The following is a 23,886-nucleotide window of genomic DNA, read 5'->3' on the forward strand; positions in this document are numbered from 1 at the left end:
TGTCAAGTAGCGATTTGCGTCTGATTGATCTCGCGGTAACGGTGGCGCAGCACGTAGTACAGCTCTCGGGCGATGTAGCGTTTCAGACAGCGAATAGCTTCCAGCTTGGAGTGCCCCTCCGTCACTCGCCGGGAGACATACGCCTGGGTTGTCGCATCCAGGCGCAGCCGCCCGATGACGATGATATGCAGAGCACTATTGGCGGCTCTGTCGCCGCCCCGATTAAGGCGGTGGCGCTGTGTCTTGCCTGAAGAAGCGGGTATCGGGCTAACACCACATAGCGCCGCAAAACTGGCTTCTGAACCAATACGATCCGGATTGTCGCCCGCCGTGATCAACAACTGTGCAGCTGATTCATAGCCTACCGCCGTTCGCGACACCAGCTCTGGTGCCAGCTCATCGACGATGGCCTTGATCATGACATTCAGATCGGCCACCTCGTCATGCAGCTCCAGGTAGCGCCGGGCAAGAGATTTCAAAGCGATGCGGTAGGCCACTGTGACGTCCCGATAGCCACTTAAGTCGGGGCGCCATGCGGCCAACGTCCGAATCAACTGCATCCGCGTCATATTCCTCAACTGATCGCGCAGCTCCTCTGGCGCGGAGATCACCTGGGTCTGGATCATCTGAAGCGCCACACGGCGAGCTGCCACGGCGGTCTTCCGGCAGACCTTCAGCACACGCAAGGCCTCGATCATGCCATCACGGGTCTTTGGGGTGACCGTACGAATGCCCGCGTAAGCCGCATGGGCAGCGTTCTCCGCATCGATGGTATCGTTTTTGCCCCGTTTGCGACGCACGGTCTTGTCGGGCGTGGTGACCTCCAGGGTAGCGATGCCGGTGCGCTGCAAGTAACGCAGCAGACCAGCCCCATAGGTCCCGGTGCACTCGATGCCTACTCGGCTCACTTCACCGAAGCCACGCATCCAGGCGAGCATGGCCTTGTAGCCATGCCGGGTGGTCGGAAAGCTGGCGGTACCAAGCACGCGATCGTGTTTATCCACGACAGCGGCCATATGCAGATCCTTGTGGGTGTCGACGCCACCGACAATGTCAGGGCGATCACGGTGATGCTGAGTCATGACGTCTCTCCAGGCTATCAGGTCAAGGTGGCTTCACCGAGTGCGATAGCCTGGACACGACAGTAACGAGACAGGCGTCAGGCCCTTCTTGAGTCACATGCATCGACGAGGTGAGCCCTCGCCGTCAGGTATTCCCGGATCACCGACAGGTCCGTGGAAAGACACACTACCCGGGTCGATCAGAGTGGGAGTCAGGAGATCCGAGAACCCTTACGGCACCGGGTCTTTCAGCATAGGTCGATCGCTGTGTGAGTCAGGTCAACCCCGGAACACCTGGCATCTCCCAGTATTACTATCCGAGTGGTGGAGCACGCCTCGGGGAGGTCGCCGGCGGCCAATTGCCATCTCCAGGGCGTCCAGGGTGAGTGATGTCTTCATGTGGTCGGCCATGGCCCAGCCGATGACCTGTCGGTCGTAGAGGTCCAGCACGGCCGCCAGGTACAACCAGCCTTCCAGGGTCCAGATGGCGGTGATGTCGGCCACCCACGCCTGATTGGGCTCAGGCACCGTGAACTGCCGCTTGAGCAGGTTGGGAGCCACTGGCAGCCCGTGGTCACTGTCCGTCGTATGCCGGTAGCGGCGACGCTGTCGGCAGGCAACACCGGCTTCCTGCATCAGGCTACGCGCCTGATAACGACCGACCGTATGACCTCTGCGACGGAGTTCCTTGGCCATTCGCCGGCTCCCATAGCTACCACGTTTCTGATCGTGGATGTCCTTGACCTCCCGGTGCAGGCACTGGCGCTGCTCATCGGGTTCACGCTGACGCCAGGCATAGAAGCCACTGCGGCTGACGTCCATGACACGGCACAGCACCGCCACTGGGAAGTAGGCCTTCTCCGACTCGATGAACTGGTATCTCAGCTCGACTCTCTCGCGAAGAAGGCCGTGGCCTTTTTTAAAACCTCCTTTTCAATCCGCAACTTACGAACTTCTTCGCGAAGTTTCATGATCTCGGCATCCCGCTCATCTGCCTGGTCGTCAGTCACACCATCCTCCCGGTCACGTTGCTGGCGACACCAGCGATCCAGCAGGCTGCGATCGATATCCAGCCGCCTGGCAGCCTCGGAGATGGCATAACCCTCTCCTCGCACCATGTTGACCGCCTCAGCCTTGAATTCGTCGGAGTACCGACGTCGCGTTTTCTTGGTCATGAACACCTCCAATGCCTCCAGTATGAGGCTTACCGGGGTGTCCGCTCCAATTAGACCAGTTCAGGGAAATGCTTATCTGGGAGATATCTGGCTTACAGGGTTTGGATGCGGGCACCAACGAGCAAGACATTTACTTCCACCACCCGAGCCTGAAGTTGCCGGTCAGAGGGACTGGTGAAGGTCGAGGAGGCTCTGGAGCACAAGGTGCCGACGACATAGAGGTGGATACGGAGCAGGAACCGGATGAGGCCAAAGACAGGCAATCGATAGAACTACCGGTGGAGGATATCGTCTTCTCTAACTCCGCTACTACGAAGCTTGCTTACAATGGCAAAAAGGCTGGCATTCTAGGGCAGGAAGATCAGGGTGAACTAGAAGGCTACAATAACCCCAAGGTTTTGGGCATCGGCGATGACGTCATCGGTGGCAGCATCGCTCCGGGGGAATATCAGCAACTCGAAGCGGAAGAGAGGCAGTACTCAAACACGTTTTGTGATGCTCAAACAGATCATAAGACAGATAGCCGGGGAATCAGATGGAAAGCTGAGTCTTCTGGAGCTAAAAGTACAGCCGTTACCTCAGCTTCCGCGTTGTAGCTACCTGTCGGGTCCCGTGTGATTGACTACCCGCTTGGTAAATAACTCAGGACGCTTGGTCTGCCATTCCTTCATCATCGCAATCGGTGATTGATGGTGCAGCGCCTTCTGCGGGATGTGGTGATTGTACAGCCAGGTGTAGCGTTTGAGCGTCTGCTCCAGGTCCTCGCCTGAGGTATAGCGCCGAGTCGCCAGCACATCGCTGATACGGCCGTTGAAGCGCTCCACCATGCCGTTTGTCTGCGGTCTTCCCGGCTTGATCAGACGGTGCTCGATACCAAGGGCCTGGCACTCTTGGTCAAACGGGTGATTCCCGCTGGGCTTGCGCTCCCCCGCCCGCGTGAAGCGATCGGTGAATGACTTGCCGTAGTACCTACGGAAAAACCTGGTTAGCGGCAGCCATCGTGGCCTAAGAGATCCTTGTGTGACCCACATCATCACAAGGAGACCGACGATGGCTGCCTCCACTCAGCTTATGCCAGACACCGTGTGTGTCGCGATCGATATTGCCAAGCGTTACCACGATGTACTGGTTCGCTGGCCCGATGGTCGTGAAAGGGTGCATAAAATGCCCAATACACGCGCTGGGCACGACGACCTGATTCGATTCTTACAGCAGCAGGAAGCCCCTGTACTCGCCGTTATGGAGCCTACAGCGGACTTTCATCGGCCTCTTGCCTACCGGCTGGCTCATGCAGGAATACCGGTGCATCTCGCCTCATCCTTGGCGGGCGCTCGGGTTCGAGAGGCCTTGTATACCTCCTGGGACAAGCATGATCGAAAAGATGCGCGTGTTCTGATGTATCTGCTGACCCAAGGCATGACGCACCCTTTCCACGATCCCCTTCGTGAAGGGTACTTCGACCTCCAGGAGATCTCGAATACCTATCAGCAGATCGTTCGAGCCCGAACACGCTGCCAGCATAGCCTGGTCAATCACTACTTGGCGCTCTACTTCCCGGAGATGGAACGCTACCTCAGTGCGTCCCGAGCCCACTGGTTCTGTCATTTCCTGCTGGCGTTTCCCACACCAGCCAGTATCACCGAGTTGACCCGCGAGGCGTTTGTCGAAGCCGCCTGGGAGAGCGTGGGGCGAAAGGTAGCCAAGCAGCAGTTTCTCGAAGGCATCTACGAAGCAGCTCAGACCAGCATGGGCCTGCCGGTCGTGCCAGACTCTCCCGCGGTGCAGACTTTCCAGCTTCAGGTGAAGCAGTACCTCTCACTGACAGAGCAACGTCAGGCCTTGGAGGCGATGGCAACGACATGCATGAGAGATAACAAGGACTTCGCTCGCCTTCAGACCATTCCGGGCGTGGGGCCAATCATTGCCTTGATGATTCTGGCGGAGAGCGGGGATCTGCGGCGTTTCTCGCACCATCGCCAATACTTGAAGTTTTGTGGTTTCAACCTCGCCGCGTCACAGAGCGGTAACACGTGCAGCCGCTATCGATTGGCCAAGCGGGGTAATGCCCGGCTGCGCTATGCCTACTGGCTCGCAGCCACGGTTGCCGTGCGGATGCGAGACAACAGCTTTCGCACCAAATTTGATCGCTACATCGGAAAAGACCCGACCGATGGCGATCTTAAGAGGAAAGCGCTAACGGCCGTGGCGGTCAAGCTGGCACGGGTGGCACATTCCTTGATCAAGCATGGAGCCGACTATCGCGGCTATCATGAGTATTGCATTCTTGGCGGCGGGACTTCTTTACAAAGCCGTAGGGCCGCAAGGACCTCGTAGATAATGGTTGAGCCCGCCCGCCAGGATGTTATGAGCCTCTGTTAAGCCTAGTCGAGCCGACCTCCATGGTTCGGACTCCTGTCACTATGGTAAGCCGCTGAATCCGGATATGGCGGGCTGCCAGGAATGATTTTCCTTGCTGATGTCTGAGCTATGCTGACATCGGCAGGGATCTTTTTGTCCACGATGCCACTTCAACCGCAGGTAGCCCGTTGTCGGTCAGTACCGTCTGGACCTGGAAGGGAGCCTTCTCCTCCACCCGCTTCATGAACGCCCGCGCATCCTTCGCGGACTGGCTGCGTCTCACCTCCAGATGGACCCAGCGCGTGGCGCGATCGATGGCGACGTACAGGTAGCGTTTTTGCTCCTCATCGGGCATCCGGGGCAGGTGCTTGATGTCGATGTGCACGTAGCCCGGCTCATAATCTTTGAAGGGCTTGTGCCGGGGTTTCTCATCGTCGCCCGCGTCCCGTCTAGACAGCTCTGCCAGTGTCGGCACCTCGCGCCGCTTGAGCATGCGATGCAGACCAGAACGCGACAAGCCAGGATTGAGGAACTCACGCGCCACGACGAGCAGATCATCCAGGCCGAGGCGCAGGAATTCGCGCGCCGCGATCAGCACCTCTTCCTGTTCGGAAGTGAGCGTGGCCAGCAGGTTGTGACGCGTGTGCGGTCGGTCCTGGACATCGTCACGGTACCGCCAGCGCCGGATGGTCGAGACGGCGACGCCGTACTGGCGTGCTAGCTCGCTGTCGCTGATGCTGGAAGGCGCTGCCTGGATCTCGGCCCGGATCTTCGGAGTGGTGGTCGCCTGTTTATGTAGCTTGATGTCCATATCCTTGCTCCCGGATGAACTCGTGAAGAAGCTCCTTGGCGGCCAGCAAAGGATAACTTCTATAGCTCATCTGATCATCCGGGACCCTACAAGTAGATGACTCTGCACCTCTCTCGCTTAGTCAGTCAGCGGACTTCAGCTTCACAAGCCTCAGCCGCAGCGCATTGGCGATCACGCTCACCGAGGAGAGCGACATCGCCGCGGCGGCGATGATCGGTGACAGCAGCAGGCCGGTGAAGGGGTAGAGGATGCCGGCGGCGATCGGTACCCCCGCGGCGTTGTAGACGAAGGCGAAGAAGAGGTTCTGGCGGATGTTGCGCATGGTGGCTCGCGACAACCGGTGCGCCTCGACGATCCCGGTCAAATCCCCGCGCAGCAGGGTCACGCCGGCGCTCTCGATGGCCACGTCGGTGCCGGTGCCCATGGCGATGCCCACGTCGGCGGTGGCCAGGGCAGGGGCGTCGTTGACGCCGTCGCCGGCCATCACCACCACGCGACCCTCGTCACGCAGGTGCTGCACCACGCGCCCCTTGTCTTCGGGGAGCACCTCGGCTTCCACCTCGTCGATGCCCAGGCGGCGCGCCACCGCCTCGGCGGAGGTGCGGTTGTCGCCGGTGAGCATGACCACCCGAATGCCGTCGGCCTGAAGGGCCCGGATGGCCGCCTCGGTGGTCTCCTTGACCGGGTCGGCGATGGCCAGCAGGCCCGCCAGGCGGCCGTCCACCGCGGCGAAGATCACCGTGGCGCCGTCGCCACGCAGCCGTTCGGCCTCGTCTTCCTGCTCGGCCAGGGCCACGCTCTCGCTCTCCATCAGCAGGCGGTTGCCCAGGGCGACGCGACGGCCGTCGACGTTGCCCACCACGCCCTTGCCATTGGGCGAATCGAACTCCGTGGCCTCCGTCGGCTCGACGCCATCCTCCTTGGCCCGCTCGACGATTGCCTGGGCCAGGGGGTGTTCGCTGCCGCGCTCCACCCCCGCGGCCAGCCGCAGCAGCTCCTGCTTATCGAAGCCCTCGGCCGGGCGCAGTTCGGTGACCCGCGGCTTGCCTTCGGTGAGGGTGCCGGTCTTGTCGACCACCACGGTGTCGACCTTCTCCAGGCGCTCCAGCGCCTCGGCGTCGCGGATCAGTACCCCCGCCTGGGCCCCTCGACCCACGCCGACCATGATCGACATGGGAGTGGCCAGCCCCAGGGCACAGGGGCAGGCGATGATCAGCACGCTGACCGCGGCGATCAGCCCGAAGGCCATGGGCGGTGCCGGCCCCCACAGCGACCAGGCGATGAAGGCCACCACCGCGACCAGGATCACCGCCGGCACGAAGACGCCGGCGACCCTGTCGGCCAGCCCCTGGATGGGCGCCCGGCTGCGCTGGGCGCTGGCCACCATCTGCACGATCTGCGACAGCATGGTGTCGCGGCCCACCTTGTCGGCGCGCATGATGAACGAGCCCTGGCCGTTGATGCTGCCACCGATCACGCCGTCGCCGGCCTCCTTGCGCACCGCCAGTGGCTCGCCGGTGACCATCGACTCGTCGATGTTGGAGCGCCCCTCCAAGACCTCGCCGTCCAGCGGCACCTTGTCGCCGGGGCGCACGCGCAGGCGATCACCCACCTGGACCTTGTCCAGCGAGATCTCCTCCTCCTGGCCGTCGTCGTCGATGCGGCGTGCGGTGGCCGGCGCCAGGTCGAGCAGGGCGCGGATCGCCCCGGAGGTCTTCTCCCGGGCACGCAGCTCCAGCACCTGTCCGAGCAGCACCAGCACCACGATCACCGCCGCCGCCTCGAAGTAGACCGCCACCGAGCCATCGGCCTGGCGGAAGGTCGCGGGGAAGATGCCCGGCACGATCGTCGCCAGCAGGCTGTAGATCAGCGCCGCCCCGGTGCCGATGGCGATCAGGGTGAACATGTTGAGGCTGCGCCGCACGATGGAACGCCAGCCGCGCACGAAGAAGGGCGCGCCTGCCCAGATCACCACGGGGGTGGCCAGCAGCAGCTGGATCCAGTTCGAGACCTGGGGGGCGATCAGGTGGTCGAGGCCGAACACATGGCCACCCATCTCCAGTACCAGCACCGGCAGCGCCAGGACCAGCCCGATCCAGAAGCGCCGGGTCATGTCCTTGAGTTCCTCGGAAGGCCCACTATCGGCGGTGACCGTCTCGGGCTCCAGGGCCATGCCGCAGATCGGGCAGTCCCCCGGCCCCTCCTGGCGGATCTCGGGGTGCATCGGGCAGGTGTAGATCGTGCCGGGCGGCGCTGGCTCGGCCGGTGTGTCGTCGCACTGCAGGTAGGCGTCAGGGTCCCGCTTGAACTTCTGCTGGCACCTGGCTGAGCAGAAGTACCAGGTCTTTCCAGCGTGTGAGGCGCGGTGGTCGGTATGGTGAGGATCGACCGTCATCCCGCAGACGGGGTCCGTGACCTCATGGGTGTGGTCCTGTGTCATGCTCCATCCTCCCTGCTGTGGCTGCCACTCGCGTCATGCGAATGAGCATGGTGGTCGGCGTCCTGCTCGGATCGCCGGGAAAGAAAGGCGTATTCCGCCACCAGGATGACGGCCATCGCGGCGGCGGCAACGTAGAGCACCAGCGGGTCGGTGGTGGCCTTGACCCAGAGGAAGCCTGCCAGCACCACCAGGTCGAGGGCGATCGCGGTCAGCAGGATGGCCGGGCGGGCCGCCACCGCATCGCGTAGATGCCGCAACACCCCCCAGTGAATGGCGATATCCATCACCAGATAGAAGATGATGCCGAGTGCCGCGATGCGGCTCAGGTCGAAGAACGCCGTCAGCAGCAGGCCGAGCACGATGGTATAGACCAAGGTGTGCTTCTGGATGCTGCCGGGCATATGGAAATGGCGATGGGGCACCAGCTTCATCTCGGTCAGCATCGCCAGCATCCGCGATACCGCGAAGACGCTGGCGATGATGCCACCTGCCGTGGCCAGCATGGCGAGCAGGACGGTGAACCAGACGGCGGCCTCCCCCAGCGCAGGGCGTGCAGCCGCGGCCAGCGAGTAGTCCTTGGTCGCGATGATCTCCGTCAGCGACAGGTTGCTGGCGACGGCGAGGCCCACCAGCGCATAGATCACCACGCACAGGGCGATCGAGACGATGATGGCCCGGCCGACGTTACGGTGGGGATCGCGGATCTCGGCCCCGCTGTTGGTGATGGTGGTGAACCCCTTGAAGGCCAGGATGCCGAGCGCGGTGGCCCCCAGGAACCCGGAGACGCCGGGCGCCGGCGCCTCGGCCGTGGCCCGGATACCGATGGTGTCGGCCACCAGCACGCCCACCACGCCGAACAGGATGATGCCACCGATCTTGATGACCCCCAGCACCGACGCCACGCCCTGGATCAGCTTGTTGGCGGAGAGGTTGATGAGGAAGGCGGCGATCAGCAGGCCGACACCCAGCGCCGGCACCAGCAGCGACCGGTTACCCCCATCGAACAGCTCCAGGGTATAGGAGCCGAAGGTCCTCGCCAGGAAGCTCTGGGCGATCACCATGGAGAAGTACATCAGCAGCGCATGGAAGGCCGTGGGCAGGGTGGGCCCATAGGCCTTGTGAAGGTACATGCCGATGCCGCCGGCCGACGGGTAGGCATTGGACATCTTGACGTAGGAGTAGGCGCTGAAACTGACGATCATGGCCGCCGAGAGGAAGGCCAGGGGAAACAGCTCGCCGGTCATCTCGGCCATCTGTCCGGTCAGCGCGAAGATCCCGGCACCGATCATCACGCCGGTTCCCAGGGCGATGGCCCCGACGAGGGAGAGGCTGTTCTTCTGGTACTGAGGCGACCTGTCCATGCATCTCCTTGCGTGTCGATATGGGCGAGTGAGGCATCGAACTGCCAGGCGTGCTGTGCCAGGGGCAGCAGGCTCTGTCTTCCATCCTAGAACCCTTGTGTTACCCAAAGGTCAATTTCCACGTGTCTGTAGGGCCGCAGTACCGGCGAGGTGGCGTGAAGCGATCCACAGGAAGAGCGGCGGGAGCAGCAGCCACTGCAGCAGTGGGGTGAGGCCGGTACCCAGCCATGGCAGGGTGGGCATCACCGGCGCGTAGCTCCAGCGCTGGGCGATGGCGGTGGCGTACCACTCCAAGCCTACCGTGATGACCAGTCCTGCCAGTACGAAGGCGGCGCACTCCTTGAGCCCATAGCGCCACAGCCAGCCACGGCGACGTCGCCATAGAGCCACTACCCAGTAGGCGACCAGACCTATCAGCGCATCACCGGCCGCTGCCTGCATGCAGGCTTTCACCGCAGTCCAGTGAGGCATCGAGGGCATGTCCTGGTATAGGGGCACCTGCAGGAACTCCCAGGGCACGTTGAGCAGGAACGTGAACAGTGCCACATGCCATTCTGGCCACAGGAGCCATCGTCCAGGCGGTCGGTCAGCCTTCATGCCGCGCTCTGTGGCAATGACTCGCCAGCCCCGAGCTCAATGACAGCTCCAGGGTTTCTGCTTGGCATTGTCCTTCACGTTCTGGTCGATGAAGCGGTAGTAGTCCTCCTTGATCCGGTTCCAACGTCCGGCGCCGATGTCCACGCCATGCCGTGCCAATACCGCCTCGATATCGTCGATACACAGCCGCTTGGCATCGTAGGCCAGGTGGAGCTTGTGGTGCTGCGGATCGTAGGTCACGCCGTCGAGGCCGGACAGCGCGTCGATCTCGGTCACTGCCGCCGCGATATACCTTGACGCCTCGGACGTTACCTTCAGCGAGCGAGTGACCAGGGACGCTTGTGAAACGCCAGGGCGATGGTCGTGATGTGACATGGTCAACCTCCCTTCTCTGCTAGCGAATAGTCAGTCATCGTCGCCATGATCCTGCTGGCCACCGTGGTGGCGATGGAGGAAGAGATGCATCAGCGGGCAGGCGAGCAGCAGCAGCGGCAACGCCTGGTAAGGATGTAATCGCTGGCCGGTCACCAGCAGGTAGCCGCCCACGGCGAGGATGCCCCCCAGCGGCAGCCAGACCATCATCAGGCGGCGTTGTGCTCTCTTCTCCATGGCGTTCTCACGGTGGCTTGGGTTGTGAAAGGAATCGAAGCGACGCTACGTCGATGGCCGGCCGGTGCTGGCGACGGCATCGATCGGGCCTCGACGCTGGGGCGCGATCAACAGGAGCAGTCCCGCCACCATCATGGGCAGGGAGAGCAGCTGCCCCATGGTGAGCCAGTCGAAGGCGATGAAGCCCAGTTGGGGGTCGGGCAGGCGTGCGAACTCGACCGCGAAGCGAAAGACGCCGTAGAGCACCAGGAAGAGTCCCGAGACGGTGCCGCGCCGGCGTGGTCGGGCGGAGACCCACCACAGCACGACGAACAGCACCACGCCCTCCAGGGCAAACTCGTAGAGGGCCGATGGGTGGCGTGGCTGCGAACCGAGCCCCATCATGGAGGGGAAGACCATCGCCCAGGGAACGTCGCTCACGCGTCCTGGCAACTCATGGTTGATGAAGTTGCCCAGCCGCCCGGCGCCCAGGCCAATCGGCACCAGCGGTGCGATGAAGTCGGTCAGCTGGAGGAAGGCCAGGCGATGGCGGCGAGCGAACCACCAGGCGGCGACCAGCACGCCGGCAAGGCCACCGTGAAAGCTCATCCCGCCTTCCCAGAGCCTGAACAGCCAGAGCGGATCGGCCGCCAGCTGATCGAGGCCGTAGAAGAGCACATACCCCAGTCGACCGCCGAGGATGATCCCCACCGCGCCATAGAAGATCAGGTCGCCGATATCGTCATGGGTGAGGCCGAGCCGGTGGGCACGTCGTCTGCCCAGCCACCAGGCTGCGGCCAGCCCCACCACGTACATCAGCCCATACCAGTGGATGCTCAGTGGGCCCATCGACAGTGCCACCGGATCGATCTGGGGGTAGGGGATCATGCGTCGCTCCTGTGATGTGTCTGACCATCGCCGGTGGCCCGGCAACGGTTCCTGTTACCGCCAGTGTGGCGACGCTGTCTGAATCCAGGCTGAACGCCATGGCCGAGACGATTGACACGGATCAACCCAGGCTCGGATCGCCAAAGACGACGACGCCACCAGGCGGTGGCGTCGGTCGCGAGACCGATTCGTGGCTCAGAACATCAGCCTGGCCCCGGCGACGATGCCGGTATCTTCGGTGGGATCGCCATGGTGGCGGGCGATGTCGGCGGTATCGCCGTACTGCTTCTGCCAGTAGGCACCGACATAGGGCGCAAGGCGGCGCGTCACCTCGTAGCCCAGGCGCATGCCGACGCGTACCGAGTTGAGCCCCTCGCCGACGCCGAATGCCTCGGCCTCGCTGGCGGCCACGGCGATCTCGGTACGCGGCTGCAGGTAAAGCCGCTGGGTCAGGCGCAGGTCGTACTCGCCCTCGAAACTGGCCGAGACGTCGCCTTCGTCGCTGACCTGAAACGCCAGGTCGGTCTCGATGCCGTAGGGCATCACGCCCTGCAGGCCGATCACCCCATAGCCACGTTCGGCGTGATCATCGGAGAAGACCCCACCCTGGTAACCGATACCGCCCTGCAGCTCCCAGAAATCGGCGATCAGCCGGCTGTAGAGCAGCTCCAGGGATTCGAACTCGGCATCCTCGCCATCGCCCTGGACGTTCTCGCCCTCGGACTTCACATAGACCCGGTTGATGTCCCCGCCGTACCAGGCCTGGAAGTCCCAGACCAATTCCTCATGACCCTTGTCGGGCACGGCATATTCAAGACGGTCGAACAGCGCCATGGCCATGTTGTGCTTGGCCATGGGGGCGGGCCAGTCCGCCGGCGCATCATAGCCATCCTCTGCCAGGGCGACGGAGAGCGGGAGCGTGGCCAGCAGGGCACCGGCCGCGATCATCGGGATTCTGGTATTCATGGCGTCTCCTTACGCGACCTTGACGACCCGGAACATGCCGGCGTCCATGTGATAGAGCAGGTGGCAGTGGAAGGCCCAGCTGCCCTCGGCATCAGCGGTGATCAACGCCGAGACGCGCTCGCCGGGCTTGATGTTCAGGGTGTGCTTGCGCGGGATCAGCTCGCCCTGGCCGTTCTCCAGCTCCATCCACATGCCGTGAAGGTGGATGGGGTGTTCCATCATGGTGTCGTTGACCAGGATCAGGCGCAGCCGCTCGTCCTTCTCGAAGTGAATGGGGCCCGTTACCTCGCTGAACGTCTTGCCGTCGAAGGACCACATGTAACGTTCCATGTTGCCGGTGAGGTGTAGCTCCAGCTCGCGGCCGGGTTCACGGCGGTCGGGCCAGGGGGTGAAGGCCTTGAGGTCGCGGTAGACCAGGGTGCGGCGTGCGTTGGGATCGATGCCGATGCCGGCCTGGTCATAGCGCGAGCCCGGCTGGGCCTCTCCCGCCGCCAGCATGCCGTTCCCGCGGGTCTTGGCGGATTCCCTCGCCATGCTGCCGCCATGGTCCATCTCGGAATGATCCATGCCCTCCCTGTCATCGCCGGACATGTTGGAATGATCCATGCCCTCCATGTCACTGTCGGACATGCTGGAGTGGTCCATGCCATGGGCACCCATGGCCTCCATGCCGCGGTCGGCGATCCTGCGACGCTCGGGGATCTCCGCGGCCATGCCCTCCCGCGGTGCCAGGGTCGCGCGGGCATAGCCGCTGCGATCCATCGATTCGGCGAAGATCGTATAGGCGGTGTCGTCCTCGGGGGCGACCAGCACGTCGTAGGTCTCGGCCACCCCGATGCGGAACTCGTCCACCGGGACCGGCTGCACCGGCTGACCGTCGGCGGCCACCACGGTCATCTTGAGCCCTGGGATGCGTACGTCGAAGTAGGACATTGCCGAGCCATTGATGACCCGAAGGCGGATCCGTTCGCCGGCCTTGAACAGCGCCGTCCAGTTCTCCTAGGGAGAGTGGCCATTGAGCAGGTAGGTGTAGGTGCTGCCGGTGACGTCGGCGATGTCGCGTGAGCTCATGCGCATCTTGGCCCACATGCCGCGCATCTCCGCCGTCGCCGCAAAGCCCTTCTCGCGCACGTCGGCGAAGAAGTCGCCGATAGTGCGTTCCTGGAAGTTGTAGTACCCCTCGGCGGTCTTGAGGTTGCGGAACACCGCCATGGGATCCTCGAAGGTCCAGTCGGTGAGCAGCAGCACGTGCTCGCGATCATAGCGGAAGGGTTCGCGCTCGGCGGCGTCGATGATCAGTGGCCCGGCATGGCCGAGCTGCTCCTGAAGGCCGGAGTGACTGTGGTACCAGTAGGTACCGTTCTGGCGTACCGGGAAGCGGTAGGTGAAGGTCTCACCGGGGGCGATGCCGGCGAAGCTGACGCCGGGAACGCCATCCTGGTCGGGCGGCAGGATCAGGCCATGCCAGTGGATGGACGTCGGCTCATCGAGCAGGTTGGTCACCCTGAGTACGGCATCTTGGCCCTCCTTGAGGCGGATCATCGGCCCGGGGCTCTCGCCGTTGATGGTGTAGGGCCGCGCCGCCTGACCATCGATCTCAAGCGACTCGCGACGGATGGCCAGCGCCACCTCCGGGCCTTCCTCGATCCCCTTGGCGTAGGTATTGGTCTGCCCCCATGGATTGGCCCAGGCAGGGCGTAGGCCAAGGGCGGCTGCCGAGCCGATGCCTAGGGCGGCACCCCCCTTGAGCAGCCGTCGGCGCGACAGCGGGGGCGTGATTACGCTGGAACGTGCCATCTGTGACTCCCGTCGATGTCAGAAGGCGACATCATGACGGGGCAAGCTGAATCACGCCTGAAAATGCCAGGTTACGGCGCATCCTTTGCAAAGGGCACGTGAATTTCCACGCTCAGACCGCCCAGGGGACTGTGTCCGAACTGGACATTCCCGCCATAGCGTTTCAAGAGCTGGTTCAGGATCGACAGGCCCAGCCCATAGCCGGGGTGTGACTCGTCCAGGCGCCACCCGCGTTCCCCCAGGCAGGCCACGTCGTCGTCCGGCACGCCGGGCCCATCATCCTCGACACGCAGGACGAGACCCTCCTCCATCACTATCTCGCAGTGAACCTCTTGGTTGGCCCATTTGCCGGCGTTGTCCAGCACGATACCGATCATCTCTGACAGGTCCTGAGACTCGATGGGAATGCGCTGTCCGGTGCCTTCGGCTACCTCCAGGGTGAAGCGCTTGGCCGGGTAAAGGGTCCGGAACATCTCGATCAGTCTGCTGGCGTCGCGGTATGGATCGGCAAGGCGCCCGACATTGGGCCCCGCGATGCGCGAGCGTCGAAGTTCAACATCGAGCTGGGCGTGAATCTCCTCCAGGCGTTCCACCAGGCGTTGGCGACGCGTGGCATCGATGGGGCGCGAGCCCCGCAGCACCTGAATGACCGCGGCCAGGGGTGTCTTCAGCGCGTGGGAGAGGTTGGCGACCGACTCACGGGAGCGCTGCAGGCGAGCATCGATCTCGTCCATGAAGCGGTTAAGCTGCCCGACCAGACTGTCGAGTTCGGAGGGGACGTCCAGAGAGAGACGATCGCGCCTGCCGGCCTGCAGCTCGCCGAGCTGGTCGCGCAGCCGCGACAGCGGCACCATTCCTCGGCTGACGGCTAGCAGGTTGAGCACCCCCAGCAGGAGCAGCAGGCTGGCGGCGATGCCGCCGACCCACCAGTGCAGGCGGTGCAGTCCCGCCTCCACTCGGGAGAAATCCTCCCCTATCAGCAGCACCCCGGGTTGATTGTCGAGGGTGAAGGGCTGGCGAAAGACCAGCAGGTGCTGACCCGCCTCACGCACCTCGGCCAGCGACTCGCCACTGTCCAGCAGTGGTCGCAGTGCCTCCTGCCAACGCGGATGGGAGGCCGAGACCTCATCGCCCAGGCGCAACACATAGAGGTGGTGGAAAATCGCGAAGCCGCGACTGGCGGAGTCCAGGACCCGCGCGGTGGCCAGATGATCGCGGCGCAGCTGCTCGATGGCGTGATCGGCCTCGCGTTCGAGCCGTTCCCCCAGGAAGTCCCGCGCCAGGTCGTTGAGCAGGATCCCGTGCAGCAGCCAGGTCAGCCCGGTGACCAGCAGGGCGATACCCGACAGCCAGGCCAGCAAGCGGAGACGCAGGCTGCGTCGGTCAATCCGCAACGAAGACATAGCCCTGGCCGCGACGGGTCTGGATGCTTGATTTGCCCAGGTAGCGGCGTAGCCGCGCGATATAGACCTCGATGAGGTTGGGGGCCGCGGCGTCCTGCTCCAGGGCGTAGAGCTGGTTGAGCAGGTGCTCCTTGGAGAGCACCCGTCCCGGATGGTGCATGAAGTAGCGCAGCAGCACGAACTCGGTGCCTGTCAGGGGGTGCCAGGTACCATCGGCCACTCGGACGCACTGGTTGGCCTCGTCCAGGGCAACGCCACCCAGCGTCAACTGATGGGAGAGTCGCCCCGACTGGCGGCGTAACAGCGCCTTGACCCGGGCGACAAGCTCGGCTTCGTGGAAGGGTTTGGTCAAGTAGTCATCCGCGCCGCCTTCGAGCCCGACGACCTTGTCTTCCCAGGTGTCCCGAGCCGTCAGGATCAGCACCGGCAGGTCCCGGCCCGACTGGCGCCACCGCCTGAGCAGGTCGAGACCCGAGCCATCGGGAAGGCCCAGGTCCATGATCGCCAGCGCGTACGTCTCGGTGGTCGAGAGCGCCTCGGCGTCTCTCAGGGACGCGGCCAAATCGACCCGGTAACCGTTGTCCTTGAGGGATTCGGCGAGGCTCTCGGCCAGCAAGTCGTCATCTTCGAGTAGCAAGAGCTTCATGCGTCGGCTCACTTGCCTAGCTGGATCTCCCCGGCCATGCCGGATTCGTAGTGCCCAGGGATATTACAGGCATAGACGAGCGACTCCACGTCAGCGGGGGCGGTCCACACCAGCTCTGCGGTGTCGCCGGGGGCGATGGTCACCGCCGGCATAGCGCCGCCATGGGCACCTTCCGCCATGTCATGGCCGCCATGGCCGTCGTGGCCGTCACCATGACCACTGTCTCCCATAGCCTGCATCATCTCGCGGTGCGCTTCCTGGGCTGCGGCATCGCCGATCACGAATTCGTGCTTCAGGTTGCCGGTGTTGACTACCTTGAAGCGCACAGTCTCTCCAGCGGTGATGCCGAGTGTCTCGGGATCAAACCACATGTCACCGGCCTCGACCTGGATGGTGCGGTCGATCTCGGCATCAGGCGTGGAGGAATGGGAGCCACCATGTTCACCGGCAGCAAGGGCGGAAGTGGCGGCCAGGCCAAGGGTGATGGCCAGCAGAGACTTACGCATCATGTAACCTCTTTGATCGTATCAGTGGAGCCTTGGTTATACTGCAGCAACCTGAAATGAGACTGAACTCGAAACCCCTTGACTCTTGTGTTACACGTAGGTTGTAGCATCCAAGGCTCTGATAAAGACCATGCCGAATCCCTTGTCCTGGATCATGTTGGACGACACGGCCACCGAGGCAGAATGGGGACTCGACCATGAGGATGACCGAATGACCTGCAATGTTCGCTGCCTGCTGCACCTCCGAGGAGTACGCCTGTTGGCGCTGCTGCTCGCGGCTCTGCTGCTGGTCGCCAGCCTGCCCGGTCATGCGTCTATGGATGACTGCGCCGTCGACTGCGGTACCTCCCAGGTCGAGATGCTCGATCACGCCAACGCCGATTGCGGCGCCTGTGCGGCATTGACCGCCACGCCGACTGTCCCCCGCGTCCCTCCAGACGCTCTTGCCGACCTGGCCGACCCGGCCGTGGTTGAGTTCATCGCTGCACCACCCCGAGAACCTCCCAGATCCTGACGTCGCTCGACTTCCCGGTAACGACATATTGGCTCGTTATCGGTGCTCCCTAACTTTCGTCAGGAGTCACATCATGTACGCCAACGATTGCTTTGCCCTGATGGGTTCAATGGGCTGGATGGGCTGGCTGATGCCTCTGAGTGTCATGCTTCTGCTCGGCCTCGGCATCGCTACTCTCGTCAAGTATCTCTTCACGTCTCGTCGTTCCCGGGAGGATCGCTCATGAAACGCCTTGTCCCCACTCTGCTTGCCTCCTCTGCACTGCTGATCGGTGCCGGCACCGCCCAGGCGGCCTTGCCCAATGCGGCGACGCTCTACAAGAACCCCCAGTGTGGCTGCTGCGATGAGTATGCCCGCCAGCTTGAGGCGCTCGGCGTCGAGGTCGCCATCGTCGACGACGTCCCGATCGGTCAGGTCAAGGAGCGAGTCGGACTGCCCTACGGACTGGGCTCCTGCCATACCATCGAGATGGGTGAGTATGTCATCGAGGGACACGTGCCCTTCGCGGCGGTGGAAAGGCTCTTCGAAGAGCAGCCCGATACCGATGGCATCGGCCTTGCGGGCATGCCCATCGGCACACCGGGTATGCCGGGACCGAAGCAGGATGACTGGAATGTCTACCAGTTTCGCGCCGGAGAAGCCCAGCCATACATGACGCTGTAACGTCGCAAGGTGATAGCGACTGCCCGGGTGCTGACTCGCCCGGGCATGATGTCCGCTTTTGGCCGATAGCGGCTGTATGCAATATGGTCGTTTTCTTTACGCACGCCGACCGCCCCTCCAGGAGGCCCTGGCGGGGCGGTTTTGCGTAAAGAAATTGCGTAATTTTTTCTATTTCAAGAAAAGGGGCGTTTTTGTCTGTTATTTGGCCTACGGGTGGGAGGCCTTGAGGCAGCGATCAGGGCATCATTTGAGGCTGCTAATGTTAAGCAGCCTTGCATCTGCATAGGCATTGGCACTGCGCCTCTGGCCAGAGGCGCTTCCCTGATTATTTTGCCCCTGGTGCCTCCCCGTCACCAGGGGCTTTTTGTCTGAGGAGGGTGGGGGCTCTGGCGGCTAGAGATATTCTGGTGCAGCATAATGCTGATGACATCAAGTTCTAATGCAAAGAGACCTGGTGCTGACACCGAAATTTTGGGTCTCCTGAAACTCCCTCTCAAGCTCCCTCTGATGACTCTGCGTGGACGCTTGCTGGTTGGCGCCGCGATGCTGTGGGGGGTGTTGTGCGTGACGCTTCTGACCCTCGGCTGGCAAGCGGGTCGTATCTTGGTGGACGAGACCAACCACCAGCACCTGCGTTATGAAGCTGAGCTGATCAGCAATTCCATCACCTATCAGGTCGATGAGCGTCTGGATGAGTTGGAGCAGTTAGCGAAGCAGATTCCTGAACCAGTCCGTGGTGCCCTTGATGCCCAGCATGGACACTCCTTGTCTCCCCTCTTCGAAGGTCTCACTCTTTTCGATCGCGACACACGAGTTGTAGACGCTTGGCCTATCGGTGACGGCCGGGTGGGGGCCAGCTTCCCCGATCGAGAGTATGCGCGTTTCATGCATGCTTTCCGGCGCCCGTACGTCAGCGAGCCTTTCGTGGGGCGCATCACCGGATCTCCTTTGGTGATGATGCTGGTCCCGTTGCGAGACGGCGCGGGACGCTACACCGGCTTTTTGGGAGGCCTGGTCAACATCAATGAGAGCCGACTCTTCAAGAGCTTCGAGCGGCTGCGCCTGGGCGACGGTGGGTATGTCACCATTACCACCGCGTCCGGCAAGCGGCTATTTCACCCTGATCAGGAGCAGCCTATCGTTGCCCTTCCAGAGCAGCTTTCTCCGGTGCTCGAACGAGCACTGTACGGCTGGGAGGGGGAAAGCGCCGGCAAGGCAGTCACCGGTGAAGCCCAGCTGGTAGCGTATCGTCAGATCTGGCCAGCCGGCTGGATCGTGGGCGTGCACCTGCCACAGTCGCAGGCCGAGGCGCCGCTGGTGGCCGGTATGCAACGCATCTCCTTCCATGCTTGGGGGGCGCTGGTATTGGTTCTACCCTTGGTCGGGGGGCTGATCTGGTTGACGCTTCGTCCACTGACACGCCTGGCAGAGCAGGTCCGTGAGCTTCAGAATGAACGGCGTTATCTGCTGGAAATTCCTACGCACATGCCTGAGCTGCGCCGGGTCATTGATGTGATCAACGAGACCGAGCGCGAGCGACGGGGCAACTTGCAGGATCTGGCGGAGCGTGAGGCCTTGTTGCGAGGCACCTTGGCCGCTTCGCCTCAAGGGATGTTCGTCACGGACTCGAGAGGGCAGGTGACCTTCATCAATGCTGCCCTCGAGGAGCTTCTGGGAGGTGATGAATCGCTCGATATGGATACCTGGGGTAAACGGATCCATGCTGAGGACCGTCCAGCCGTGATAGAGGCCTGGCATCAAAGCCTGGCCGGCCGCTGCGACTTCATGCGCCAGTTCCGCCTCCTGGGTGCTGAAGGTATCCCGCGCTGGCTGGACGTACATGCTGGAGCGATTCATGTCGAAGGTGAGTTCATCGGTATCGTCGGGATGGTGCGCGATATCACCCAGGACCGCCATGAAAACGCTCTGCGCCGCTGGGAGACCGAGCACGATCCGCTGACCGGACTACTCAACCGACGTGGCCTGACACGCTATCTTGAAGAAGCCCTGGTGGAGTGGCAGAAGACTGGCACGCCGACAGCGGTACTGCTCTTCGACCTCGATCACTTCAAGCCGGTCAATGACCAGGGGGGGCATGCACTAGGCGACCGCATGCTGCAGCAGGTGGCGGACGCAGTGCGCAGCGTGGTGCGAAGCAGTGATCATGCCGCTCGCCAGGGCGGGGATGAGTTTGCCGTGCTACTGAGTGGTTGTAGCCCCGATCAGGCGCTGGTTCTCGCCGAGGCACTGCGAGAGCAGATTGGGTCTTGCCCCGTGGAACAAGGGGATAAGCGCTGGTACGTGACTGCCAGCATCGGCGTGAGCCACTTCCAATCAGGTGAGGAGTCAATCAAGGCTGTTCTCGACCGCGCCGATGCTGCCAGTTACCGGGCCAAACGTGGTGGTCGTGACAGGGTGATACTTGATAGCGAAGAGCCTGCTATGACTGACCTCGACGAGTCAACGGGCAAAGTGGGCTGAAAAGTGTGTCCAGCGACGTAAATAAACCAAGCGGTACACCCTCTCCCTCACGCGAAGCCCAGGAAGACGGCCAGCGCTCTGTTGATGGCGACCATGGTGCTGTCGTCGAGGTGGCCGAAGGCCTCTCCTACCCTCTCTCGCTTCACTGTCATGGGCTGTCCACCATGATCTGGGAGCGTCGCTGCAAGCCATTGTCGGGGGTGGGCTCCACATCGAGACGGATCAGCGGGGCATCGACTCGGGTGCTGGAGAGCAGCAACACCGTCACACTGCCGGTTCCAGCAAACTGATCCGACTGGATGATGAGGGCGGGAAGCGGCTTCCCGAAGTCACCTGACAGGGCAATGGTCACCAGGTCGCCACGCCTCATGCGTCACACTCGTCGTCGTCCAGGTCCAGGAGGGCGGCATCCATGAAGTCCTGCAGATCCTGATCCCGGGCGTCGGCAGCCGCAACGGCAGCGCACTGACGGCGGGCTTCTTCGGCGAAGCCGGGTTGGCGGGTATCCGGTACCCAGATCTGGATCGGGCGCAGGCCGGCCGCTCGCAAAGCAGCACGGTGCCTTTTCACCCGGTTGTTCACGTTGTCGGTTGCCACCATGGCGAATCCTCCTTTCGTTTCATGTAACAGGGTGGCGCTCCCTTCCGTTACATGCAACGAAGGGTGTCCAGAAAACGATCGTTAGGCGGCCAAGCCGGACAGTGTCCGAGAATAAGCTTGTAGGATGGGTTTGCGGACAATAAGATAGACGGACGGATAAGCGGACAAAAGGGCGGTCCATGGCACTGATCGGCTATGCGCGGGTCTCGACGGCGGAGCAGGACTCCGCTTTGCAGACCGATGCGCTTCTCAAGGCAGGGTGCGAGCGAATCTTCGATGACACCGTCTCCGGGGCCCAGGCGGAACGCCCCGGCCTGACGGCGGCCCTGGAGTTCCTACGCGAGGGGGATGTGCTGGTCGTATGGCGACTGGATCGGCTGGGACGCTCGCTGCCGCATCTGATCGAGGTGGTCAGCACCCTGGAGGCGCGTGGTGTCGGCTTCCGGTCGCTGACCGAAGCCATCGATACCACCACGCCGGGTGGGCGGCTAATCTTCCATGTGTTCGGCGCCCTGGGGCAGTTCGAGCGCGACCTGATCCGTGATCGCACCAAGGCGGGACTGGCCGCTGCCGCCGCTCGTGGGCGCAAAGGAGGACGCAAGCCCGTCGTCACCGACGACAAGCTGAAGCGGGCGAGGGAGCACCTGGCGAATGGGCTGAACGTCCGTGAGGCCGCCGCCCGGATCAAGGTCAGCAAGACAGCCCTCTATGCCGCCTTGAAGGCCAGTCACTCCGAAGCCTCGGAGCGCCGAGCAGCCGACTCCTGACACGCTGTGTGGTGGAGGGCCTCGGGCCTGGGGTGGGAATGAAGCGACACTCGGGGCATCATGTGAGGGTGCTAATGTTCAGCAAGCTTGCCCCTGCGTAGGCATTGGCACTGCGCCTCTGGCCAGAGGCGCTTCCCTGATTATTTTCCCTTGTTTGCCCCTGGTGTCGGTCCCGTCACCAGGGGCATTTTTCGTCAGGGGTCAGGCCTCTTCCCATTCCACACGGTTGCGCCCTGTCTCCTTGGCGGCGTAGAGCCCTTGGTCGGCACGCTTGATGGCCGGTTTCAGGGTGGTCTCCCCGGCACACACCAGCGTCACGCCCAGTGAGGCGGTGTAGGCCAGTGTGCCGTCTTCCGTGGCGTCCTGGCCGACCTGGGCGGGGGTGGTGGCAACCGCCTCGCGGAGGCGCTCGGCGACCTGTAGGGCCTGCTCGCGGTGGGTATCGGGCAGCAGCACGGCAAACTCTTCACCGCCCATGCGGCACAGCACATCACCATCACGCAGCACCTGGCGGGCCAGCTTGGCGAAGGCCTGCAGCACCATATCGCCCACGTCGTGGCCATAGGTATCGTTGATGCGCTTGAAGTGGTCGAGGTCGACGGCGATCAGCGACAGCGGCGCCCCGCTGCGCTCGGCGCGGGCGATCTCCATGGCGGCTTGGTCCTCCAGGGCGCGGCGGTTGCCGAGGCCGGTGAGCGGGTCGGCGAGCGCCTGTCGTTCCAATCGCTCTTCCAGCGCTTTGCGCTCGCTGAGGTCGAACACCATGGCACGGGAATACTGGAAGCCGTCGTCGGTGACCTGGGCGGTGGCCTGAATCGCCACCGGCAGACGAGTGCCATCGCGACACTGCAGCTCGCACTCGGCACTGCCCTCCTGGCCTTCCCCCAGCACTTGGCGGAAGGCGGCATCGAAGGCCGCGCGGGTCTCCGGGGTCACGAAGTCCCGGTAGCGGCGTTTCTCGATCACCTCGTCAGCGCGATAGCCCAACCACTCCAGCTCGGTGCGGTTGATCTTGATGACCCGGCCATCGCTGTCCAGGGAGTGATAGCCACAGGGGGCGTGCTCGTAGAGGTCCTGTACCTCGTTGGCATACTGGCGGGCCTCGCGAGAGAACAGCAATGCACGCTGCCGTAGCCCGCGGAGCCGGTGGTTGCTGAGGACCCAGAACAGCCCGAAGGCCACTGACAACAGGTAGACCAAGGTGATGGCCAGCGGCTGCACCGGGTTCTCCTTGAGTAGCCCCCAGAGCGTCGGGCGCAGCATCAGGATGCCGAGTCGCCAGGGTTGGGTACCCGGGTCGCTGATGATGGTGCCGGCCTGGCTGCGATAGTGCTGGGTGCGCAGATCGTGGCTGCGAAAGGCGAGCAGGTGGTTCTCCAGGGTGACGGTACCCTGGTTGCGGTCGGACATCGCGCTCCAGGCCGCTGGCCAGTGTGTGGCCACGGGCTGGCCGAAGCGCGCCTCCTGGCCGTCGGTATCGGGCAAGAGCCATCGCCCCTGGGCTCCCGCCAACAGGGCCTCGCCGCGGCTCTCGCGGGCATGCGGCAATGAGGCGGTGAGGCGTGACCAGTCGAGGGTGAACAGCAGCACGCCCAGGCGCTCGCCCTGATCACCGACGATCGGCGTGGCGATATCGATGACGGTGGTCACCGGCGTTTGCTCTGCACCGGAGGCGCCGAGGTGAGGGGAAGAGACATACAGGTCCCGCGCCTGCAGGGCCATGGCCTGAAGGAAGGCGGTCGAGGTGCCATGGTCGACCACCGGTGGCCGTGGTAGCAGCGGGACCGTAGAGGTGGCCACCCACTCACGCCCCTCAGTGTCGACCACCGCCAGGCGCGTATAGCGGCCGAAGTGCGTCAGCAGGGTATCGAACAGGGCCTCCAGCTGCTCCCAGTCGCTTTGCGCCGCCAGGCCCCATGTCGGTGTTTCGGCAGCGTCCTGACGGGACAGGAAACGTCTGAGCAGCGGGTACTCGGCGGTGGCCAGCACCTGGTTGAAGCTTTCATTCATGCCGCGCAGGAGCAGGTCGTATTCAGACGCGAGCAGGGCTTCTGCCGACCGGCGCGTACCGTCGACTCGCTCTTCCAGGTGCGAGACGACGATCGGCGTCAGGGTCAGGGTGACCAGGGATACAGGGAGCAGGACCGCCACCGTCAGGCGGGCCCAGAACGCTTTAATGATCAATGGCGGAGCCTCGAAGCAGGTCAGCCGCAATCCGTGCAGGCGAAGAGTTCACGACGTCAGGAGCAAGGCGAGGCATGCCT

19 protein-coding genes and 5 pseudogenes are annotated in these 23,886 nt (G+C 63.2%); 6 read left to right on the top strand and 18 right to left on the bottom strand.

The genetic code is table 11. The features are described from left to right. Window positions 1–2: 2 nt before the first annotated feature. Together FLM52_05505 and FLM52_05510 are read right to left on the bottom strand one after the other, a co-directional pair. Complete coding sequence (locus tag FLM52_05505) at window positions 3–1,082, bottom strand: IS110 family transposase (protein ID NVN55253.1); 1,080 nt, start codon at window positions 1,080–1,082, stop codon at window positions 3–5. A gap of 294 nt (window positions 1,083–1,376) precedes the next feature. Further along, window positions 1,377–2,236, bottom strand: a pseudogene (locus FLM52_05510) (IS3 family transposase). A gap of 68 nt (window positions 2,237–2,304) precedes the next feature. Between FLM52_05510 and FLM52_05515 the strand changes: the two are divergent. Then, window positions 2,305–2,832: a hypothetical protein gene (locus FLM52_05515; protein ID NVN55254.1), complete on the top strand. Its 528-nt coding sequence runs from the start codon at window positions 2,305–2,307 to the stop codon at window positions 2,830–2,832. Here the strand turns inward: FLM52_05515 and FLM52_05520 are convergent. Then, window positions 2,833–3,198, bottom strand: a pseudogene (locus FLM52_05520) (transposase). It lies immediately after the preceding gene. An 88-nt stretch (window positions 3,199–3,286) separates the two neighbouring features. Here FLM52_05520 and FLM52_05525 point away from each other — a divergent pair. After that, window positions 3,287–4,570: an IS110 family transposase gene (locus FLM52_05525; protein ID NVN55255.1), complete on the top strand. Its 1,284-nt coding sequence runs from the start codon at window positions 3,287–3,289 to the stop codon at window positions 4,568–4,570. A 208-nt stretch (window positions 4,571–4,778) separates the two neighbouring features. Here the strand turns inward: FLM52_05525 and FLM52_05530 are convergent. From FLM52_05530 to FLM52_05585, 12 genes and pseudogenes are all read right to left on the bottom strand, one after another. Beyond that, window positions 4,779–5,405 (bottom strand): annotated as a pseudogene (locus tag FLM52_05530) (transposase family protein). 121 nt (window positions 5,406–5,526) lie between these two features. Next, complete coding sequence (locus tag FLM52_05535) at window positions 5,527–7,845, bottom strand: heavy metal translocating P-type ATPase (protein ID NVN55256.1); 2,319 nt, start codon at window positions 7,843–7,845, stop codon at window positions 5,527–5,529. Next, a complete protein-coding gene (locus tag FLM52_05540; GenBank protein ID NVN55257.1) occupies window positions 7,842–9,206 on the bottom strand; it encodes an APC family permease in 1,365 nt (454 codons plus the stop codon). The genes FLM52_05535 and FLM52_05540 overlap by 4 nt, the downstream gene beginning before the upstream one ends. Window positions 9,207–9,317: 111 nt before the next feature. Continuing rightward, window positions 9,318–9,803, bottom strand: a complete 486-nt coding sequence (locus FLM52_05545; protein NVN55258.1) for a hypothetical protein — start codon at window positions 9,801–9,803, stop codon at window positions 9,318–9,320. A gap of 36 nt (window positions 9,804–9,839) precedes the next feature. Beyond that, window positions 9,840–10,178, bottom strand: coding sequence for a cation transporter (locus FLM52_05550; GenBank protein NVN55259.1), 339 nt, complete (start codon window positions 10,176–10,178; stop codon window positions 9,840–9,842). Window positions 10,179–10,208: 30 nt separating this feature from the next. Continuing rightward, entirely contained in the window at window positions 10,209–10,412 is a 204-nt protein-coding gene (locus FLM52_05555) for a DUF2933 domain-containing protein (protein ID NVN55260.1), read from the bottom strand. Between the two features lie 45 nt (window positions 10,413–10,457). Continuing rightward, complete coding sequence (locus tag FLM52_05560; GenBank protein ID NVN55261.1) at window positions 10,458–11,279, bottom strand: prolipoprotein diacylglyceryl transferase; 822 nt, start codon at window positions 11,277–11,279, stop codon at window positions 10,458–10,460. A gap of 195 nt (window positions 11,280–11,474) precedes the next feature. Continuing rightward, window positions 11,475–12,227, bottom strand: a complete 753-nt coding sequence (locus FLM52_05565; protein ID NVN55262.1) for a copper resistance protein B — start codon at window positions 12,225–12,227, stop codon at window positions 11,475–11,477. Between the two features lie 27 nt (window positions 12,228–12,254). Continuing rightward, window positions 12,255–14,042 (bottom strand): annotated as a pseudogene (locus FLM52_05570) (copper resistance system multicopper oxidase). A gap of 71 nt (window positions 14,043–14,113) precedes the next feature. Beyond that, window positions 14,114–15,445 carry a sensor histidine kinase gene (locus FLM52_05575; GenBank protein ID NVN55263.1) on the bottom strand — a complete coding sequence of 444 codons (1,332 nt, stop codon included), beginning with the start codon at window positions 15,443–15,445 and terminating at the stop codon, window positions 14,114–14,116. Further along, window positions 15,426–16,091 (bottom strand): response regulator transcription factor, encoded by a 666-nt coding sequence (locus FLM52_05580; protein NVN55264.1) that lies wholly within the window; start codon window positions 16,089–16,091, stop codon window positions 15,426–15,428. Before FLM52_05580 ends, FLM52_05575 begins: the two co-directional genes overlap by 20 nt. An 8-nt stretch (window positions 16,092–16,099) precedes the next feature. Beyond that, window positions 16,100–16,600 carry a copper-binding protein gene (locus FLM52_05585; protein NVN55265.1) on the bottom strand — a complete coding sequence of 167 codons (501 nt, stop codon included), beginning with the start codon at window positions 16,598–16,600 and terminating at the stop codon, window positions 16,100–16,102. Between the two features lie 208 nt (window positions 16,601–16,808). Here FLM52_05585 and FLM52_05590 point away from each other — a divergent pair, with 208 nt between their 5' ends. The 3 genes from FLM52_05590 to FLM52_05600 all read left to right on the top strand — a co-directional run bounded on the left by FLM52_05590 (window position 16,809) and on the right by FLM52_05600 (window position 20,255). Beyond that, window positions 16,809–17,111, top strand: coding sequence for a hypothetical protein (locus FLM52_05590; GenBank protein ID NVN55266.1), 303 nt, complete (start codon window positions 16,809–16,811; stop codon window positions 17,109–17,111). Between the two features lie 222 nt (window positions 17,112–17,333). Continuing rightward, a complete protein-coding gene (locus tag FLM52_05595) occupies window positions 17,334–17,774 on the top strand; it encodes a hypothetical protein (protein ID NVN55267.1) in 441 nt (146 codons plus the stop codon). 417 nt (window positions 17,775–18,191) lie between these two features. Continuing rightward, window positions 18,192–20,255, top strand: a complete 2,064-nt coding sequence (locus tag FLM52_05600; GenBank protein NVN55268.1) for a diguanylate cyclase — start codon at window positions 18,192–18,194, stop codon at window positions 20,253–20,255. Window positions 20,256–20,302: 47 nt separating this feature from the next. Here the strand turns inward: FLM52_05600 and FLM52_05605 are convergent. Then, window positions 20,303–20,625: pseudogene (locus FLM52_05605) on the bottom strand (type II toxin-antitoxin system PemK/MazF family toxin). Further along, on the bottom strand, window positions 20,622–20,855 hold the full coding sequence (locus FLM52_05610) for a DUF3018 family protein (GenBank protein NVN55269.1): 234 nt from the start codon (window positions 20,853–20,855) through the stop codon (window positions 20,622–20,624). The pseudogene FLM52_05605 and the gene FLM52_05610 overlap by 4 nt, the downstream one beginning before the upstream one ends. Window positions 20,856–21,034: 179 nt before the next feature. Here FLM52_05610 and FLM52_05615 point away from each other — a divergent pair, with 179 nt between their 5' ends. Continuing rightward, window positions 21,035–21,622, top strand: a complete 588-nt coding sequence (locus tag FLM52_05615; GenBank protein NVN55270.1) for a recombinase family protein — start codon at window positions 21,035–21,037, stop codon at window positions 21,620–21,622. Window positions 21,623–21,823: 201 nt separating this feature from the next. Here FLM52_05615 and FLM52_05620 read toward each other — a convergent pair whose 3' ends face one another. After that, the gene (locus tag FLM52_05620; protein ID NVN55271.1) at window positions 21,824–23,806 is read right to left on the bottom strand and encodes a diguanylate cyclase; all 1,983 of its coding nucleotides are present in this window, start codon (window positions 23,804–23,806) and stop codon (window positions 21,824–21,826) included. Window positions 23,807–23,886: the final 80 nt, after the last annotated feature.

The organism is bacterium Scap17, assembly GCA_013376735.1.
In the GTDB taxonomy this organism is placed as follows: Bacteria; Pseudomonadota; Gammaproteobacteria; order Pseudomonadales; family Halomonadaceae; genus Cobetia.

Bases quoted from the DNA above. Each gene is read 5' to 3' on its own strand.
- FLM52_05590 (NVN55266.1), top strand. From the start codon at position 16,809: ATGACCTGCAATGTTCGCTGCCTGCTGCACCTCCGAGGAGTACGCCTG.
- FLM52_05550 (NVN55259.1), bottom strand. From the start codon at position 10,178: ATGTCACATCACGACCATCGCCCTGGCGTTTCACAAGCGTCCCTGGTC.
- FLM52_05505 (NVN55253.1), bottom strand. From the start codon at position 1,082: ATGACTCAGCATCACCGTGATCGCCCTGACATTGTCGGTGGCGTCGAC.
- FLM52_05535 (NVN55256.1), bottom strand. From the start codon at position 7,845: ATGACACAGGACCACACCCATGAGGTCACGGACCCCGTCTGCGGGATG.
- FLM52_05540 (NVN55257.1), bottom strand. From the start codon at position 9,206: ATGGACAGGTCGCCTCAGTACCAGAAGAACAGCCTCTCCCTCGTCGGG.
- FLM52_05575 (NVN55263.1), bottom strand. From the start codon at position 15,445: ATGTCTTCGTTGCGGATTGACCGACGCAGCCTGCGTCTCCGCTTGCTG.
- FLM52_05545 (NVN55258.1), bottom strand. From the start codon at position 9,803: ATGAAGGCTGACCGACCGCCTGGACGATGGCTCCTGTGGCCAGAATGG.
- FLM52_05560 (NVN55261.1), bottom strand. From the start codon at position 11,279: ATGATCCCCTACCCCCAGATCGATCCGGTGGCACTGTCGATGGGCCCA.
- FLM52_05515 (NVN55254.1), top strand. From the start codon at position 2,305: ATGCTTATCTGGGAGATATCTGGCTTACAGGGTTTGGATGCGGGCACC.
- FLM52_05585 (NVN55265.1), bottom strand. From the start codon at position 16,600: ATGATGCGTAAGTCTCTGCTGGCCATCACCCTTGGCCTGGCCGCCACT.
- FLM52_05610 (NVN55269.1), bottom strand. From the start codon at position 20,855: ATGGTGGCAACCGACAACGTGAACAACCGGGTGAAAAGGCACCGTGCT.
- FLM52_05565 (NVN55262.1), bottom strand. From the start codon at position 12,227: ATGATCGCGGCCGGTGCCCTGCTGGCCACGCTCCCGCTCTCCGTCGCC.
- FLM52_05600 (NVN55268.1), top strand. From the start codon at position 18,192: ATGCTGATGACATCAAGTTCTAATGCAAAGAGACCTGGTGCTGACACC.
- FLM52_05525 (NVN55255.1), top strand. From the start codon at position 3,287: ATGGCTGCCTCCACTCAGCTTATGCCAGACACCGTGTGTGTCGCGATC.
- FLM52_05595 (NVN55267.1), top strand. From the start codon at position 17,334: ATGAAACGCCTTGTCCCCACTCTGCTTGCCTCCTCTGCACTGCTGATC.
- FLM52_05580 (NVN55264.1), bottom strand. From the start codon at position 16,091: ATGAAGCTCTTGCTACTCGAAGATGACGACTTGCTGGCCGAGAGCCTC.
- FLM52_05615 (NVN55270.1), top strand. From the start codon at position 21,035: ATGGCACTGATCGGCTATGCGCGGGTCTCGACGGCGGAGCAGGACTCC.
- FLM52_05555 (NVN55260.1), bottom strand. From the start codon at position 10,412: ATGGAGAAGAGAGCACAACGCCGCCTGATGATGGTCTGGCTGCCGCTG.